At 56.8% G+C, this 15,633-nt stretch carries 16 protein-coding genes; 6 read left to right on the top strand and 10 right to left on the bottom strand.

The genetic code is table 11. The annotated features are described in order from the left end of the window. The first annotated feature begins 4 nt into the window (after positions 1–4). Genes BLU35_RS11475 through BLU35_RS11485 form a run of 3 tightly spaced genes read left to right on the top strand, consistent with a single transcriptional unit; the run spans position 5 to position 3,489 of the window. The gene (locus tag BLU35_RS11475; RefSeq protein ID WP_093233102.1) at positions 5–1,714 is read left to right on the top strand and encodes a peptidase domain-containing ABC transporter; all 1,710 of its coding nucleotides are present in this window, start codon (positions 5–7) and stop codon (positions 1,712–1,714) included. After that, positions 1,711–3,033 (top strand): HlyD family type I secretion periplasmic adaptor subunit, encoded by a 1,323-nt coding sequence (locus tag BLU35_RS11480; RefSeq protein ID WP_093233103.1) that lies wholly within the window; start codon positions 1,711–1,713, stop codon positions 3,031–3,033. The genes BLU35_RS11475 and BLU35_RS11480 overlap by 4 nt, the downstream gene beginning before the upstream one ends. After that, the gene (locus BLU35_RS11485; RefSeq protein WP_286161498.1) at positions 3,034–3,489 is read left to right on the top strand and encodes a toxin-activating lysine-acyltransferase; all 456 of its coding nucleotides are present in this window, start codon (positions 3,034–3,036) and stop codon (positions 3,487–3,489) included. It abuts the gene before it with no gap. A gap of 65 nt (positions 3,490–3,554) precedes the next feature. Here the strand turns inward: BLU35_RS11485 and BLU35_RS11490 are convergent, their stop codons facing one another. Further along, complete coding sequence (locus tag BLU35_RS11490; RefSeq protein ID WP_093233104.1) at positions 3,555–4,970, bottom strand: hypothetical protein; 1,416 nt, start codon at positions 4,968–4,970, stop codon at positions 3,555–3,557. Beyond that, a complete protein-coding gene (locus tag BLU35_RS11495) occupies positions 4,963–5,316 on the bottom strand; it encodes a hypothetical protein (protein ID WP_093233105.1) in 354 nt (117 codons plus the stop codon). Before BLU35_RS11495 ends, BLU35_RS11490 begins: the two co-directional genes overlap by 8 nt. Positions 5,317–5,479: 163 nt before the next feature. Here BLU35_RS11495 and BLU35_RS11500 point away from each other — a divergent pair, with 163 nt between their 5' ends. Continuing rightward, entirely contained in the window at positions 5,480–5,746 is a 267-nt protein-coding gene (locus BLU35_RS11500; RefSeq protein ID WP_093233106.1) for a helix-turn-helix domain-containing protein, read from the top strand. A 62-nt stretch (positions 5,747–5,808) separates the two neighbouring features. On the opposite strand, the gene BLU35_RS11505 is transcribed toward BLU35_RS11500, so the two are convergent. From BLU35_RS11505 to BLU35_RS11530, 6 genes are all read right to left on the bottom strand, one after another. Further along, positions 5,809–6,213, bottom strand: a complete 405-nt coding sequence (locus tag BLU35_RS11505) for a DUF3768 domain-containing protein (protein WP_093233177.1) — start codon at positions 6,211–6,213, stop codon at positions 5,809–5,811. Positions 6,214–6,223: 10 nt separating this feature from the next. Beyond that, a complete protein-coding gene (locus BLU35_RS11510; RefSeq protein ID WP_143032917.1) occupies positions 6,224–6,922 on the bottom strand; it encodes a hypothetical protein in 699 nt (232 codons plus the stop codon). 299 nt (positions 6,923–7,221) lie between these two features. Beyond that, entirely contained in the window at positions 7,222–9,297 is a 2,076-nt protein-coding gene (locus BLU35_RS11515; RefSeq protein ID WP_093233108.1) for a phage/plasmid primase, P4 family, read from the bottom strand. Positions 9,298–9,414: 117 nt separating this feature from the next. Next, positions 9,415–9,651 carry a helix-turn-helix transcriptional regulator gene (locus tag BLU35_RS36655; RefSeq protein ID WP_093233109.1) on the bottom strand — a complete coding sequence of 79 codons (237 nt, stop codon included), beginning with the start codon at positions 9,649–9,651 and terminating at the stop codon, positions 9,415–9,417. 68 nt (positions 9,652–9,719) lie between these two features. Continuing rightward, positions 9,720–10,460: a hypothetical protein gene (locus BLU35_RS11525; protein WP_093233110.1), complete on the bottom strand. Its 741-nt coding sequence runs from the start codon at positions 10,458–10,460 to the stop codon at positions 9,720–9,722. Then, positions 10,423–11,493 carry a tyrosine-type recombinase/integrase gene (locus BLU35_RS11530; RefSeq protein WP_353615029.1) on the bottom strand — a complete coding sequence of 357 codons (1,071 nt, stop codon included), beginning with the start codon at positions 11,491–11,493 and terminating at the stop codon, positions 10,423–10,425. Before BLU35_RS11530 ends, BLU35_RS11525 begins: the two co-directional genes overlap by 38 nt. A gap of 561 nt (positions 11,494–12,054) precedes the next feature. Between BLU35_RS11530 and BLU35_RS11535 the strand changes: the two genes are divergently transcribed. Continuing rightward, positions 12,055–12,969: a nucleotidyltransferase and HEPN domain-containing protein gene (locus BLU35_RS11535; RefSeq protein WP_093233111.1), complete on the top strand. Its 915-nt coding sequence runs from the start codon at positions 12,055–12,057 to the stop codon at positions 12,967–12,969. 74 nt (positions 12,970–13,043) lie between these two features. On the opposite strand, the gene BLU35_RS11540 is transcribed toward BLU35_RS11535, so the two are convergent. Continuing rightward, positions 13,044–13,550 carry a hypothetical protein gene (locus tag BLU35_RS11540; RefSeq protein ID WP_093233112.1) on the bottom strand — a complete coding sequence of 169 codons (507 nt, stop codon included), beginning with the start codon at positions 13,548–13,550 and terminating at the stop codon, positions 13,044–13,046. Between the two features lie 334 nt (positions 13,551–13,884). Here BLU35_RS11540 and BLU35_RS35605 point away from each other — a divergent pair, with 334 nt between their 5' ends. Then, on the top strand, positions 13,885–14,046 hold the full coding sequence (locus BLU35_RS35605) for a hypothetical protein (protein ID WP_093233178.1): 162 nt from the start codon (positions 13,885–13,887) through the stop codon (positions 14,044–14,046). Positions 14,047–14,160: 114 nt separating this feature from the next. Here the strand turns inward: BLU35_RS35605 and BLU35_RS11550 are convergent, their stop codons facing one another. After that, positions 14,161–15,510 carry an amidase gene (locus BLU35_RS11550; RefSeq protein ID WP_093233179.1) on the bottom strand — a complete coding sequence of 450 codons (1,350 nt, stop codon included), beginning with the start codon at positions 15,508–15,510 and terminating at the stop codon, positions 14,161–14,163. Between the last annotated feature and the right edge of the window lie 123 nt (positions 15,511–15,633).

Raw genomic sequence — 15,633 nt, forward strand, 5'->3', positions numbered from 1 at the left:
GGCGATGGTTACATCGTTGGACGCCTCACCGCCGGTTGACGCGTCGCGACCGGTTGCACTCTCTTGGTTCACCAAATCGACGCTCAGGTACACGCCACTCATAGCGGAAACGATGGTTATCGCCATCGTGTTGCGTCTCTTGGGGCTTGTCGAGCCGTTCGTTTTTCAAACTATCATCGATAGGGTGTTGCCCTTCCAGAGGGAGGCCACGCTTACACTCATAGCCGTCGTATTGATAATGACGACTGTCTTTTCGGCTGTGCTCGGTGTGCTTGCCGCATATCTCGGCAATCACATGGCAAACCGGCTGGTGGCCGAGTTGGCCGAACGCTTGTTTCGGCATGTACTTAATTTACCATTGCCTTTCCTACAACGATGGCCTGCTGGCGAGACACTCGCCCGCCTCGGCGAAACAGATACCGTAAGGGGGTTTCTGACCGGGACTGTATCTGGTGCGCTGCTCGATTTATTGTTTGCGATCGTCTATTTGGGCGCGCTTCTGGCGATCAGCCCATTCTTGACGATGGTCGTATTGGTCACGCTGCCGCTGCAGATCATATTCTTTGGATTGATTGGCCCGTTCCTGCGACGTCGAATGCAGGAGTCGTTTCTGGCAAATGCCCGCCATCAGTCACGTCTTGTCGAGGCCTTCGGGAACATTGCAACCATTAAGGCTCTAGCCTGTGAGGAACGGCAGGTCGCACGTTTTCAAGAAACCATTGTCAGCAGTCTCGGCGCATCTTGGCGTGTTACCAAAATTGATATTTGCAGCGGATTTGTTGGGCAAATTCTTGGTAGCGCTCCAACGATTCTCATGATCTTTCTCGGTTCTCAATTGGTATTCCGCAACGAGATAACGCTTGGCGAGTTGGTTGCTTTTCACCTGCTTGCTGGCCATGTCACCGGACCGGTTATGTCGCTCGCCTCGATCTGGGAGAAGTGGCAGGGATTGCGGATTGCGCGCTTAAGGATTGGGGATTTCCTCAACACTGCGCCTGAGACAGAGACCCTGCGGCCTAGCTTACCTGACGACGGGAAGTTGCGCCTGACGCTCAAGGATGTTTCGTTTGGCTATACGCCTGAGCAACCCATTATTCGCGGCATAAATCTGGACATCAAACCCGACATTCCCACCTTGATTGTTGGTGCGTCGGGGTGTGGGAAATCGACCTTGGCGAAACTGATGTGTGGTCTCTATGTGCCGGATAGCGGATGCGTTTTGGCCAACGGCTTCGATCTGGCCGAACATGATCCGCACAGCGTGAGGCGAGCAGTCGCGTACCTACCCCAAGAGCCGACCCTGTTTGCGGGATCAATACGCGAGAACCTTTTACTCGCGAAGCACGATGCGACAAGCGAGGAAATTACGCGAGTTCTAATCGATAGCGCCAGCGACGAAGTAATAGCACAGCTTCCTAAGGGCCTCGACAGTGAGGTAGGCGAACGTGGGGGCTACCTGTCTGGCGGCCAACGGCAGCGGATAGCATTGGCGCGGGCACTTCTGAGCCAACCGCGTCTCCTCATTCTGGATGAGCCGACAAGCGCTCTAGACACGGCGGCGACGATGAGGATCGCAGAAACGTTGCAACGCCTTGCACGAGACATAACCCTTGTCATCATTACGCACCGGCCTGACTTACTCGGTAAAAGTGTGAACTGTGTCGCTCTGAGCGCCATCGATTCCGCCGCTTCTCGGATGTCGGCAGGTGCATGAATACGGATTTGAACATCATCGCGCGTCCGCTGTCCCCGACAATTCGGGTCACCGCGTGGCTATTGGTTTCCATGTTCGGGGCAATAGTCGCGGGTAGCTATGTCGCCAAGACCGAGATCGTCGCGCGAGGTCAAGGTAAACTCGTGCCGACGAGACGGGTTCAAACAGTGCAACCGCGGGCCGACGGCAAGATTACAGCCATTCATGTCACGGAAGGAGAAGCGGTAAAGCAGGGACAACCGCTTGTCGTATTGGATGAAACATCGGTCAGAAGCGACATCGATCGTATCAAGGCAGAAATAGACCGGCAGGCTCAAGATAGGGCCGTCGCACGGGCTATACTGTCACCGCTAGATAGCAACGACCCTGCCGATCATGATTTTGTTGATGGTGGCCTGACAGTTTTGCGGCGAGAAGTTGCGGCGGCCTCCGGAGATACCGAAGCGCTCACTGTTGCGGTCCTATCGGCGCTTGGCGACCGGATTGCGCAAATCGATACGCAAATCTTCCGCATTGAACAAATGAAGGAGGTGCAGGCCGCTCGGATTGAGAAAGCTATCACCGAATGGGACATTCTCTCCCAACGTTTTGTTGCTTCGGAGACCTTGAAGAAACAGGGCACAATTAGCAATTCGGAATACCTTGAACGGTTACGGCTCATCAATGCAGGTAGGAACGAGGTTCTGATTGCCAAGCGCGAACTGGCAGGGCTTGATGCCGAAGCACAGACGGTGACAGCACAGCGCAAGAGCGCGATATCCGAAGTGCGCTCCACCTATCGAAAGCAATTCAGTGCAGCATCAATCGCGTTGAAAGCCTTGCAGGCCGAACTTAGCGCCGCCGAACGTCGACAGGCAGATCTGTCAATCGAGGCCCCAATTGACGGCAGGGTAGAAAATTTGTCGGTGCACACGGTCGGCGGCTTTGCTGAAGCTGGCGCCACCTTAATGGCGGTGGTCCCGACAGACGGCAAGATTGAACTCGAAGCGTTCTTCGATAATCGGGATATTGGATTTCTTAAAGAAGGCCAACGGGCATTCGTGAAGTTTGATGCCTTTCCAGCAGAGCGTTTCGGGATCGTCAAGGGAACCGTGTCAAGCGTCGGCGCTGATGCCCGCCAACAGCCTTCGGCAGCACAATGGGTCTATGCAGTTCGCTTGCGGCTTGACCAAGATGGCATTCAGCTTGGAGATCGAATCGCTACATTCTCGCCCGGCATGACCGCTACAGTCGATGTGATCACGGGTGAACGCCGGGTGATTAGCTACTTTTTCGAGCCCATCCTAAAGGCATTGCAAGATAGTTTTGGAGAACGATAGGTGGAGAACGCACCGAAGACGTACTGGCCCGCGAATACATTTGAGGCATTCGGCGTGATGGCATGTATAGCCATGGATTCTGGTTATGTTGACATGACGCTTGGCGAGGCCGGTCTATACCTCGTTCCCCCTTTGACTGTTAGTCAATTCAAGATCTATATCAATGACAGGGGAGAGCCAGACGCTTTTGTGACATGGGCACTTGTCGATGATGCATGTCATGAAGCGATGCTTGCAGACGGGCGCAACCCACCTCCGAACTGCTGGCATTCCGGGCCCCATCTTTGGTTCATCGATATTGTAGCACCTCATCGGAATACGCGGCAAATTATCCGAGATTTGCAGCGCAACCATTTTCCGGACCGGCACGCGCATTCGATCAAGCGCAATCCAGATGGGAGCGTCAAACGAGTTAAGGTGTGGCGCAACGCGCTTGTCGGTCAGCGGATGTCGTAGCGGATATGGCGTCAATACCCAGCCGCTAGTCTGGCCCGCTTCAACAGGCCCTGACGAGCCGGTAATCATCTTCGAGGACACATTCGAACGTTCGCGTTAACCCAGCAATCACCGCTCCTGTTGAGCTTTCCGAGCTCCGCGTGGGCGTGCACGGAATTTGCGGTTTCATTCCAGTAACCGACTGCGTTGTCGGCGTCTTCCATCTTCAGAAGTACGAAGTAACCGTTCGCGCCCATCTGAAAGGCGGGTCCGCTTGTGCCGTAGGGTTCCCATGTGCACGGTCCGTCAATAACCTTCTCGCCCTTGACCTCAAGCAGGCACAACCTGTCGCGTTTGTTAGCCGGCTGCGGGTCGATTTGCGAGCTTTCAGCGTCGGAAGCGGGCTTTGGCTTGCCGACACACTCGGCGAATGACAAGAGCGCCTGCTGCGCCCCCTCTAGCGGGACAACGAGGCGTTCTTCACCCAGCTTGGCGATCCTTAATTCATTGCCGGCAGCAACATCAGCGACAAGCGCCTCCGACACCTCTTTGAAGCTGTGCCAGCCGAAATAGGCGTCCTCATCTCCATCGAGAATATGAGGTGCCTTGTTATCGACCGTCCACGTCGTGGTTGTTTGACCACTAAACGTTCCTGCTACGAAGCCATCAACGTCCGCGCCGGGACGAGCCATGAAGCCGACCTTTACGTCACCGACCTCCGTTTCGGCGAAACAGACATTTGATCCCTCTTCCTCCACCCTCTCGAAGCGCCATTCCGTCCACGCTTGCACCGGAGCAGAAGCTGACGCTGCCGAGCTTTCGTCGGAGGCGTCTGGCGCGGGCGTCAAATCCGAGGCGCCTGATTGATTGAACGGTGATGTCTTGCCTTCGCGTTTCCCCCCATCTCGTGAATAAAAATCCGATGCTTTGCTTCGAAGGCTGGCGATGCATTTGTCGAGCGCGGACTTGACCTCGTAGGTTTCCAGCCGACTCATCGGCGGGATAAACCACTCGGGTTCGCTGCCGGCAAACTTGATGCGCATGGTAATTCCTGCGCGCCGTGAGTCGAGCATGTAGCCCAACGCGACATTGAGGGCGAAGTTGTTCTTCTCACCGATAATCTTCGGATCGATCGAGCCGGTCAGATAATTGACGCTGCCCGCACTAAGTTCGAACCCTAAAGTACCTCCGACGGTTACCAGATCGACCGTTGTCTTCTCGCCGACCGGCAGTTCCCAATTCTCCGAATAGACCTGCAGCCAAGGCTCGATGTAATCATGGCTGGTCAGCACATAGACGAAGTTTAACCCCCTCTGCGGCCAAGCCCGCGTGCCAAACAGGCACTGCGGCTTCGCCCCATCCTCGACATCTTCACTAGCAGGGAGGTGTTGCGTCACGCTCCAGACGTCGCCCGCAAAATACGATGTTTCCTCGGCCCTCGACGAGGCTGGGGCTGCGAGTATCGCCAGCCCCATCACAAATCGGATTGCCGCCCTATGCATTGCTTTGCGCCTCCTTCGCCTTGCGGGCGTTGCGCCAGCTGAAAAACGCGCCTGCTGCCAGGATAAGTGCAATCACCGCCCATACTGTCATGTCGGCGAAGCTGCCGCCGCTGGCCGCTGCGAAACCGAGCAGGCCGGCGAGCGCCAATATGACCATGGCGACGGCAGGCAGTCCGAACGCGAATGCGCCTCCGAAAAAGTAAAGCAGGCCGACCAGAATACCGACTGAGCCCGCATCGCTCGTCGCCTTGTCTCCCAGCATATGCGACGCGGTGCCGACTGTGCACGACTGCAGCAGCACCAGCAGCCCCAAGAAGATTGAAATAATTCCAATTGCGATTTTCATGTGCCCCGACTCCGTCGCTCGGCATTCCGTTCAATTGGTAGAGAGCGGGTGCCGAGCAACGGCCAGCTTCTTCTTTTGCTCGGACGACAACTGTCCGTTGCGCGAAATATGGGACTATCAGTCCGTCGATTGTCAAGCATGCGTTGTGGCCTTTTGCACGGCTATGGATGCTCGCGAACTCATCGGCTGGAACCTCCGAAAACTGCGCGTCGAGCGCGGCCTGTCGCAGGAACGGCTTGCGCTTGAGGCAGCGATCGACCGCTCCTATGTCGGCCGTATCGAACGGGGCGAAGAGAACGTGACCATTTCCGTGTTGGAGGCGCTGTCGCGTGCCTTGAACGTGAAGGTAGGCGTTTTCTTTCAAGAAGCCGGGCCTGACGAACCCCGCCCCGCGCCCATGCGGGCAGGAAGAAAGCCGGGCAGGGCCTAACAAAAAAGAAGCCGCGAACGAGGCGCGGCTTTCGAGCGAAAACATATCGTTGAATGGCAGGCTCAATATTCGTCCTCCCGCATGATCGTTAGGACGCGAGTCGTCACGGTGACATCGGCAGGGTCAGGCGACCGATACTGCAGATCGGCGTCGTAGTAGTCGACCTTGAAGAAATAGCCTTGACCATCAACCACGACACGCCCGAAGTCGTGCTCCCCATAGGGGTCGTTGGCGGAGGTAAACTCGTCGAACTGCTGGACCGCATACAGCAGCTCGGCTCGCTGGCCTTCTTCGAGAGCTTGCACGCCGCTGGTGAGCATGACACGGCCGCTACTGAAGGTCCGTCGCAGCTCGTCGTTGAGATCGCGAATGCGGCACTCTCTCGTTGACGATGGGGTGGCGACGTTGGACCCGCTTTGGTTCCCAACGCCGCTCGTATGAGGTATCGGCAATATGATAACCGTCATGATGATCGCCCTACGCCCTGACATACTGAGGGTGCAGCAGGGCGATCTCGGTGACAACGCGGGTGAAGGTCGGCAGCTCCGGCCAGTCTTGCCAGCGAAGGCGAAAACGGTCGTCGGTGGCCTCGACGACGATGGCCTCAAACCAACCCTCCTCGGCCGTCTCACGGGCAAGCACGAGGTCGCCAACCAAAAGCTTCGACCAGTCCTCCGGTTGCCGAGCTGGCACTTCCCCTTTGCTTGCTTTCGCATAGTCCTCAGCTGCGGCGCTGGCTACTGCTGCTGCAGCTTCCACACGGGCTGCTGTTGCCGCGAGGTAGTCGTCGTCGAGATACGTCGCAAGTTGGTCGTAGGTCGTTCGCTTTACGAAAGGCACGAACGCCTTGCCACTGTCGAACAGCTTTCCCCGCGGCAGGTTCTTGGCGACCGCAGTCAGCTCGTCGTTGCTGACGCCGATCAGCGCCATGTCCATTAGGTCGGCGGCAACCGCAGCGGCATCGCCATCGACTTCCGCGAACCACGACGCATGCGGTTTGCCCTGATCGTCCAAACCAACCATGATCCACTTAGCGTCGGGCCCCTGCGCAGCAGCAGCGGCATTGGTCTTGGAGTTGCTGCCAGGTGTTGGTGCGGGGGCTGTGCCCAAGATCGAAACGCGTGGCAGTGTGATCGTCGAACGCGGCATTGAGGGCGAGGTTGAAGGCGTGTCCATCGCGTAGCTCCTGAAAACGCAAAAGAGCGCCGAATTGGCGCTCATGTTGATCAGCTTTCACCTGTGCTGAGCAGCTCTGTTTCACTGCATCGTTGATGATGAAAGCGATAGTAGTATACAAGAAATATCAATCTTGTCAATTAGTTAGCGTTTTATGCTTCCGATATGCTGGTGTGGCAGTGGTCGTGGTGACGAAAGTGACGGGCTGTTAAACTAGGGTATTTTATACCCCGATATACCTTGCACTGGGTTAGGAATTTCCAGCACTTTCGTCACCACGACCACCACGACACCAATGGCTAGAGGTAGCGGATGCTAAGGTTGAGAAACGTCATCCCCTTGTTTCGCTTCACAGCCTTGTAGCCAAGTGAGGTGACGTTTCGCTCGAAGCTTGAGCGTTGCTGCGCCATGGTAATTCCCTGCTGCTGACACCAGTTTCCATAGCGGGCGTAGAGATCTGCCACGAGGCAGTTGCCTGTCCCTTTAATGCACTCTTCATCTATGAAAGCCGGAACGGGATTCGCCTCCTGCAAGAACCGCTCAGAGGTTGCCCTCACCGCATCAGGAATTTTGAACCTCCAACCTCGCCGGACTACCCGCTGATATCCTTGCAACGCGTGATTTAGAACGCCAGGAAGTTCCTGGGCTTTGATGCGGTTAAACAACGTGCTGTCGATTTCCTTCTTTTGGAACTGACGAGTGAAGGGCACGACATGAAGTCGTCGCTGCAATCCGTGACTAAGGTCTGTAATGGAGGGAGGATTGTTACAGAGCATCAACGGCACCGCGCGATTCTCGAACGAGTAGTGACCGCTGAATTTGCGCTCGGCAGTCAGGATCTTTTTCTCGCTGATACGCTTTAAGTCGCCGTCTGGAAGGCGGGTGCCGGTCTGAACGTCGTCGTCGAGAAACAGCATGCGCCCAAACAAGCTGTTCACTGAAAACTGGTTTCTTGTCAGATCCCGTACACGCATCGCCGCAACTGCATGGCGTCCCAGAAGGTCGGCCAGCAAGCCAGCCAACGCGGACTTGCCGTTGCTACCGACACCTTTCCAGATCAAAATCAGGGCAATAGGTCGTTCAGGCTGTAGTATGTAGCCGATCAGCTCGTGCATGTAGGGAATGATCTCGGCGTGCTCCCCGGGGAAAATCTGCTTCATCGCCTGATCGAAAAGCGGACAAGTCGCGTTGGGATCATATTCGATATCCAGAAAATGACGGAGATAAGATTCGGCATTGTGCGCGCTTAGTTTCGTCGCTCCGTCTGAGGCAAGCCATAGTTCGCCATTACGAAGATTCAATGCGGCGGCCGGAGGTTCGGTAAATCGCAAAGGATCACCATCGCGCATGACCTTCGCCTTTAGGATGTCGACTACCTGATTAATCACGGTAGTTGTCGCCATCCCCGGACGCTGAGGGTTTTGCTGGACCACCTTCAACGTCTTCTGCTTAAGGCTGTCGACGTTTTCAATGATCCACTTTTTCCCGTCATAGCTCCAAAACAGGCCATCATCCAAACGCATGAGGTGGTTGCCACCATCAAAATACGATTGCAGGACCGCATCAGCGTATGCTTCGCCTGGATCAGCATCTCGGTCCACGGGAGAATAGGTCAGCGCACTGTTGACGGTTTTCACGACCTCATCGTCATCCAGTGGGCTTGGGAAAGACGCATTAAAGTTGCGCGCTAAGGCTAGAAGGTCATCTTCGACAATGCCCTTGCGCACCAATCCGCCGAGATAACTGATCAAGGCGTTGTTACGGCCGCCCTCTTCGACATGGGTAGAAACTGAGGTCGCTTTGAGGTGGACCACTGACGCGACACGTTCACGAAGCCATGAGGAGTCTGCTACGGATACCTTTTCAGGACTGTAACCATCACGATACTTATACCGCGTCCCGTTTTCATGCACACTTCCGGGGCCGACTACGTAGCCGCCATCTCCGCGGACATCCAGACCGTCGCCGAGCTTGCTCGCTGAGTTGCGGAACCAGTCGTCTCCCTTGAAATAGTAATGTCTGCCACGCCCTGTCTCTACGGTAACCGTCGGCGAAAATCCCTCCTTCGCCTTCTTCAGCTCCTTCAGCGAGTGGCGGCCTTCCTTCCCGTCGACGTCGAGGACGATGATCCCTGAGGCGGATCCTGTTGCTATGCCGTAGTTCGCATCAGGATATTCGCGGAAAAATTTCTTCAGCTCCTTTTTCTTCTTGATGTATTTCCGCGAGCTATAGCCATTGAAGGGCCTTTTTGAACGCGGTTCCAGCGGTACGATGGCCGCACCCTTCTTAAGCCAGTATGCAGCCCCCCTATATGTTTCGTTTTGTGTGATGTCGGGTACTTTTGGCGTTGATGTATTTGCGTTCTTCTTTTCCATTGGGTTCCTGCCTATCACTCGCGCATGGAGAGGCGATCGAAGGCGAAGCTCCGCATGAAACGAGCGAGTTTGTTGGGGGAGCCGCGGGCATTCCGCCCGCGGCGATTGTCTACATTCTTATTTTACGGTGTGTTTTTCGATCAAATCTCGGATGGATTCGACGGGCCACACGCTCGTTCTAGGGCCTAGTTTCTGAGGAGGCGGAAACCGTCCCTCTCGGATGCCTTTCCACCAGCTAGATTTGCTGATGGGTATCGGTCCAGTCGGCCCAATGATGGATTTCAGGCGAACGAAGCCTGTTTCCGGTAGTTTGTTGCTCAACTTGCACCTCACTTTCGGAGCGAACGGGAGCATGCTGCACGCATTGGATCTGCAACGCACGCTGTTCCTTGTCCGAAATGACGGCTTAAGTAGCTGGCTAATTACTTTTCTGGCAGAGTCTGGATAATGCTCGCGAGCTTGCTCAGAGGTAGTTTCGGGTCGATGGCCTGAAAGAATATCTGCAGGAGGCGCGGACCGGTGGCTATAAATTCGCTATTTTTTCCGCTGCCTACGGTTTTGGATCCGGTGCCCAGTTTCCGAGTGCCTAGTTTCCCACTGCCTACGACTTTGGAGCGCTCAAATCCAAGGCCCAAGATGCTCTCATAGCTAGCTATAAAATCAACTACTCCGCCTCGAATGTAATGTGCAGCCATGGCGCCCGGTTGCACGCGCTTGCCCGCTACGGCTGCGCATTCACATCGCAGTTCCTTCAATAGCTCCAGTAAGGTCTCGCGCCGAAGGGTTGCGATTTGACGACTTCTCGTCGGAAGATTTACGCGCCAGAGTTCTTCAATTTGTGGAACGAGTGCATCGACATGGTTGATGATCTGTCTCGCGGCTTTTTTCTGGCTAGATGCAGCAAAGGTTTCTGCTCTTAATTTGCCGGCAAGATATTCATTGCTCACCGCGCGGAGCTCATTCCTGAGTGCGTCGACCGTGGCATCAGAGAGAACGTGGGCGAAAGCCTGTGTGGCAATGAGGTGTCTTTCTACGGTCGGCCACGCGCTGTCGAAGATTGCATTTGTCGCCTCGTCACCAAAGCCGAGCCCCCCATAGGGCGGAACTGGAAATGGATCGAGGTAGTCACTCTTCTCGGATTTCGTCGTGTTTTTTCCTGCCAAAGCAAAACTTCTCCCAGCTAGTCATCATTTCTCGTCGCTTTTGGAGCAGGTCGCCCCGACGATACGCCGCTTCCACTTTGTTCTCGATAGCATGTGCCAGCGCCATTTCAGCGATCTCGCGGGGGAAATTCGTAGCCTCCGAAGCCCAATCGCGAAATGACGAGCGGAAGCCGTGCGCGGTAACCGGGACCTCCATTCGCTCAAGGATCTTTAAGAAAACCATGTTGGACAGAGGCTTATCTTCGGAGCGCCCCGGGAAGATGAACGGGCTGTCGCCGGATATCTTAGCTGCTTCTGTGAGGATTTCGGTAATCCGATCGGTTATGGGCACCCTGTGCTCCCGCTTTCCCTTCATGCGGTCTGCCGGAATAATCCAAAGGTTACCTTTTGCGTCTATTTCCGCTTTTCTGGCCAGCAGGGCTTCGCTGGTGCGTGTCGCGGTCAGGATCAAAAATTCAAAGGCAAGCTTGGCGATCAAACTGCTGTTCGTTCCCCGCATCGCTTTGATGAAAGCCGGAACATCGGCAAATGCCATAGCGGTGTGGTGGCCACCGCGCTCTAGCTGCTTAGGTAGCCCGCGTGTCACCCCCTTGACGGGATTGTCGCCGGTTCTATAGCCAGATGCTTTGGCCCAATCGAAGACTGTGTTAAGCCGCTGCCTGACACGTCGAGCCGTTTCTGGCTTGGCTAACCAGATGGGTGACAGGACCCTGAGGATGTCGGGCGTATCGATGCGGTCCACCATCATGTCGCCGATGTGCGGCACGGCATACTGGTTCAGCGTGTTGATCCACTGGTCGGCGTGCTTGGGGTTTTTCCAAGCCATCTTGTGTTCTTCGTGGACTGTCTTCGCCGCAACTTTGAAGCTTGGAACAACGCGCCTCGCCTCTTTTTTTGCGGCGAGCGGATCGCCACCCGCGCGGGCCAGTCTACGGTATTCCATCGCCTTCTCTCTCGCCTCGGCAAGCGACACCAAGGACAGCCCCCCCAAGCCGATGTCTGTGCGTTTGCCGTTTACGAGGGTGCGCAGCATCCACCTTTTTTGCCCCGGATTTATCGACAATGAGGTACAACCCGTTGCCGTCGCCGTACTTGCCCGGCTCGGTCACTTGCTTGACCTTGAGCGCTGACAGTACCTTCTCCCGATGTTGGCCCATTGCCTTCGGCATCGTGATTACCCCACAATTCACCCAACATGATGGGCCGCATTTCACTGAACCTCAATGAACGGTATTGAACAAGAGTAAAAACTATGCGATTGAATTTACATTGAAAAATAAACGTAGCTGCACATCCTTGTCCTCTATATAGGCAGCCACCCTCTCCGCCAATTTCCATGCTCACGACTGCGACGTTAGCGCTCGTCATGCTGCGGAACTGATCAAGGATGATGGCCGAGTGTCTTTCACGATGAGTGCGAGGGAATCAATTGGCTCTCATCGAATCACGACCGGCGAGGGGTTTCTGGCGAGGGACGAAAGGCGCCCGAACGAAACCCGACAGAGCGGCAAGAAACCGCGCTCTGTGACACGGATCGAAGGCGGATCTTCTCCCCGCGGTAGACGGCGAATCGTCATTGTCCTATCGGTTGCATATGAAAACGAGCCTCGAACATCTGCCGGAAAAGAAGCAGCGCGAGCTTGCCCGCGTCGTCGAGATCATCCACGAGGAATTTGCCGATGCGCTCGAAGGCGGAACGGCGCCGTTCAAGAAGCGCGGACGGATCCTGAAGATCATTCTGTTTGGTTCGTATTGCCGCGGCACGTGGGTGGACGAACCACACACGATGAAGGGCTACCGCTCCGACTACGATATCCTCGTCATCGTCAACACGCGTAAGCTGGCCCAACCGGAATATTGGGACAAGGCAACCGATCGACTGATGTGGGACAAGGGCGTGTCGACGCCGATCGGGCTGATTGTCCATGGCCGCCGGGAGGTCAACACGTTCCTCACCGAGGGGCAGTACTTCTTCGTCGACATCCTGCGCGAGGGCATCGTGCTTTACGAGATCGATGACCAGCCGCTGGCGCAGCCAAAACCGCTGTCACCTGCCGAGGCGCTGCGGGTGGCACAAGAGCATTTTGCGAGGCGGTTTCCCGATGCAGTGGACTTTGTCCAAACGACGAAATTTCTTATCGAAAAAGGAAATTCCAGACTAGCAGCCTTTCAATTGCATCAGGCCATCGAGGCAGCGTACTCGACATTTCTTCTGACCCTAACCAACCACAGCCCACCGTCGCACAACATCAAATTTCTCCGCGGGCTCGCCGAGGATCGTGACCAGCGGCTTGTCGACGCCTGGCCGCGTGACCAGCATCGCCAAATCGCTTGGTACAACATCCTCAACGAGGCTTACGTCAAGGCACGCTACTCCAAGCACTTCGAGATCACCGAGGAGGCGCTTGGCTGGCTGCTCGAGCGAACGGAACATCTGCACAGCCTCGTCGAGACGATTTGTAAGGAGCGGCTGAACGAGTTGGGCCAGGCAGCCGCGAGCCGCAAATAAATGTCTCTTTCAAGTCGGCGCCAAGCAGCAGCGAGACAGTGCTGGAAGTCACGCTTCGTGGTAGAACGTGCATTTCAATCCTCTGCATTTTCCCGAAGCCAGGTTTCCAACGCTGCAATCACTGATAGCCGCAGGCTGGCGCCCTTGGCCAAAGCACGGGTGAGCGACAGGTCGTCGGGGGCAAAGCCCATCTCGGCCATGATGTCGTTCGGCCGCATCCGGCGCCGGTTCATAACCGCGCGGATCTTCCCAATCGTCTCGGGAAGCAGGTAGCGGCCGCTGGCAATGGCGGGCGCAGGATGAGCCGCGTGCGCCGGACCGCTTTCAGTTTGCGCGGCGGTAATGCCCGCCCCCTTGGTGGCGAGCCACATAAGGAAGGCTTCGCGCTCGGCGGGGCTTGCCTTGGACCAGGAGTTCTTGAGTTTGTCGAGCCGGGTGCGTTCATCCTTGAGGCCGGCGGCCACGAGAGCCTTTCGCAATGAGGGAATGCGGCCGGAAAGCAGATCGGCATGGATTTCAGGGAAATCGAGTTTCAGGCGTTGCATATCACCTGATTCGTCGCGCTTGGTTTTCTTCGACATGCTCGTTCCCGCATCGTTCGTCCAGGCAGTCTTAGCGACTGAAAACCTCATTTTTGGAGCCGGGCAAAAATAAGGAGATCGTCCTTTCCTGCGGTTCCGTCCGCACGGCTGTAACGCGCTCGGGCTTCGGGCGCGAGCGAAATGCGCGGCTATCCTCTATCCTTTCCGGGGCATTCTCGGTAGGAACCCGCATCGAAGCGATGAGAAGCATTTGCTGGGGGCGTGTTTGTTCGCGGGCCTATCCTCGGACTCATGCGTCCAGCTTTACGCAAGTCCCTTTGCCTATCGTCACGTCAATGGCCGGGATGTGACACGGCGAATGAAGGACAATGATATGTCAAATGATATCGAACATTACCGTGACCCGTCGGATTCGATGGTCGCCCTCTATCTCGCGAACAATGACGGCGACGAACTGACCGACGCTCTGGTCGCAGCGCTTGAAGACGCCTTCCGTATTCTCCGCGACGAGATTTCCGGCGAGACGATGCACTGAGAGACAGTGCCGGCCGCCAGCGTACTGAGCTTGGCCGGCGTCACCAGAGGAAATGCTTGCCGAGACTGACACCCGGCTCGCATGGATCCTCCGCGTCGGAGGTCGGTTGCTACCTTAAATTTCCCGCAGCAGTGCTTCCACCGAAAGCGCCGTCGTCAGCACGGCCGCGTCCGTTCCATTCCTTCCCATCAGCATCAGTCCGGCCGGCCGCACGAGACCCGGCATCGGCAGGGTGATGGCGTTGAGATCGAACTGGTTGGCAACCTGGCAATTGCGCAGGAGCAGTCCCTCGACGCGGTTGTATTCCGCCACGTCCGTTTCGACGCTGGCGATCGGCACGGCGGCGATCGGTGTCGTCGGCAGTGCGATGAGATCGAAGGGCGAAAGCCGCTCGTCCATGGCGGCGGCGAGTGCGCGCCGAGTTTCCAACAGGGCCGAGATGGCTGCATCCGGTACGGTGAGGCGGCGGCGAAGCGGGAGCTTGACCCTGTCATCGACGGGAGCACCATCGTCATTTAGCCAGCCGGCATGGATGCGGCTTGCTTCCAGGCCGGCGATCGAGCCGATTCGCGTTGCTTCGGCAAGCCGCTCAATCAAGTCATCGAGTGTACAGTCGACGATCTCGGCGCCCGCTTTGGCCAGCCGGTCGAGGCTTGCGGCAAAGGCATTGGCGATTTCGGGCGAGAGCTCTTCGAGCAGCCTTCCCCGGGGAATACCGATGCGAAGTCCTGCAATCGGGCGGGCGACAGGCGGTATCGGCTGCTCACCGGCCATCACGGCGTCTGTTATCGCGCAATCGGCAACGGTTCGGGCGAGCGGCCCGAGCGAATCGAGGCTCGGCGACAGCGGAAAGGAACCATCGAGCGGAACGCGGCTGGCCGTCGGTTTGAAGCCGACGATGCCGTTCAGCGCTGCCGGGATGCGTATGGAGCCGCCGGTATCGGAGCCGATGGCGATGTCGCAGGTGCCTTCGGCCGCGGAAACCCCGGCGCCGGAGGACGAGCCACCGGGGATCAGGTTTTCGTCGGTCGCGTTGCCTGGCGCCGGGTAATGCGGATTGAGACCGACTGCGGTGAAAGCGAATTCGGTCATATGCGTCTTGCCGATGATGACAGCGCCGGCGGCGCGCAGTCGCTGTACGGCCAACGCGTCTGACGTGGCCGGCGGCGCGTCGCGGCGGATGATGGAACCGGCAAGCGTCGGTTCGCCCGCGACATCGAAAAGGTCCTTGATCGAGACGATCTTGCCGTCGAGTGGTCCAAGGCTGGCGCCGGTCTTTTGGCGCCGGTCGGAGGTGTCAGCCTCGGCACGGGCGCTGTCGGCATAGAGGCGCACGAAGGCCTTTTCTTCGTGCCGACGATCGTTGAGCCGGCTCAAGATCTGTTCCAGGCGGTCGCGGGCGGGAGTGTTGGTCGAATGGGGCACGAGGATGACCTGTCGGATTTGTCGCCGCCAGGGCGGCATGAGACTGAAGTTGTTGGCCGGATTCGCGGGGCGAACGAACATGACCTTAGATAGCAGCATTGCCGCCGAATTCCACGGTGAGGATTGGGGGCCAGCGGGCCTCGGCCTTCACCGAACTGTCGC

Origin of the sequence: Sinorhizobium sp. NFACC03 (assembly GCF_900103435.1) — a bacterium.
In the GTDB taxonomy this organism is placed as follows: Bacteria; Pseudomonadota; Alphaproteobacteria; order Rhizobiales; family Rhizobiaceae; genus Ensifer.

What these genes read in the sequence shown, in the direction of transcription:
- BLU35_RS11475 (WP_093233102.1), top strand. Translation starts at nt 5, where the DNA reads ATGGTTACATCGTTGGACGCCTCACCGCCGGTTGACGCGTCGCGACCG.
- BLU35_RS11480 (WP_093233103.1), top strand. Translation starts at nt 1,711, where the DNA reads ATGAATACGGATTTGAACATCATCGCGCGTCCGCTGTCCCCGACAATT.
- BLU35_RS11490 (WP_093233104.1), bottom strand. Translation starts at nt 4,970, where the DNA reads ATGCATAGGGCGGCAATCCGATTTGTGATGGGGCTGGCGATACTCGCA.
- BLU35_RS11495 (WP_093233105.1), bottom strand. Translation starts at nt 5,316, where the DNA reads ATGAAAATCGCAATTGGAATTATTTCAATCTTCTTGGGGCTGCTGGTG.
- BLU35_RS11500 (WP_093233106.1), top strand. Translation starts at nt 5,480, where the DNA reads ATGGATGCTCGCGAACTCATCGGCTGGAACCTCCGAAAACTGCGCGTC.
- BLU35_RS11505 (WP_093233177.1), bottom strand. Translation starts at nt 6,213, where the DNA reads ATGACGGTTATCATATTGCCGATACCTCATACGAGCGGCGTTGGGAAC.
- BLU35_RS11510 (WP_143032917.1), bottom strand. Translation starts at nt 6,922, where the DNA reads ATGGACACGCCTTCAACCTCGCCCTCAATGCCGCGTTCGACGATCACA.
- BLU35_RS11515 (WP_093233108.1), bottom strand. Translation starts at nt 9,297, where the DNA reads ATGGAAAAGAAGAACGCAAATACATCAACGCCAAAAGTACCCGACATC.
- BLU35_RS36655 (WP_093233109.1), bottom strand. Translation starts at nt 9,651, where the DNA reads ATGCTCCCGTTCGCTCCGAAAGTGAGGTGCAAGTTGAGCAACAAACTA.
- BLU35_RS11530 (WP_353615029.1), bottom strand. Translation starts at nt 11,493, where the DNA reads ATGCTGCGCACCCTCGTAAACGGCAAACGCACAGACATCGGCTTGGGG.
- BLU35_RS11535 (WP_093233111.1), top strand. Translation starts at nt 12,055, where the DNA reads ATGAAAACGAGCCTCGAACATCTGCCGGAAAAGAAGCAGCGCGAGCTT.
- BLU35_RS11540 (WP_093233112.1), bottom strand. Translation starts at nt 13,550, where the DNA reads ATGTCGAAGAAAACCAAGCGCGACGAATCAGGTGATATGCAACGCCTG.
- BLU35_RS35605 (WP_093233178.1), top strand. Translation starts at nt 13,885, where the DNA reads ATGTCAAATGATATCGAACATTACCGTGACCCGTCGGATTCGATGGTC.
- BLU35_RS11550 (WP_093233179.1), bottom strand. Translation starts at nt 15,510, where the DNA reads ATGCCGCCCTGGCGGCGACAAATCCGACAGGTCATCCTCGTGCCCCAT.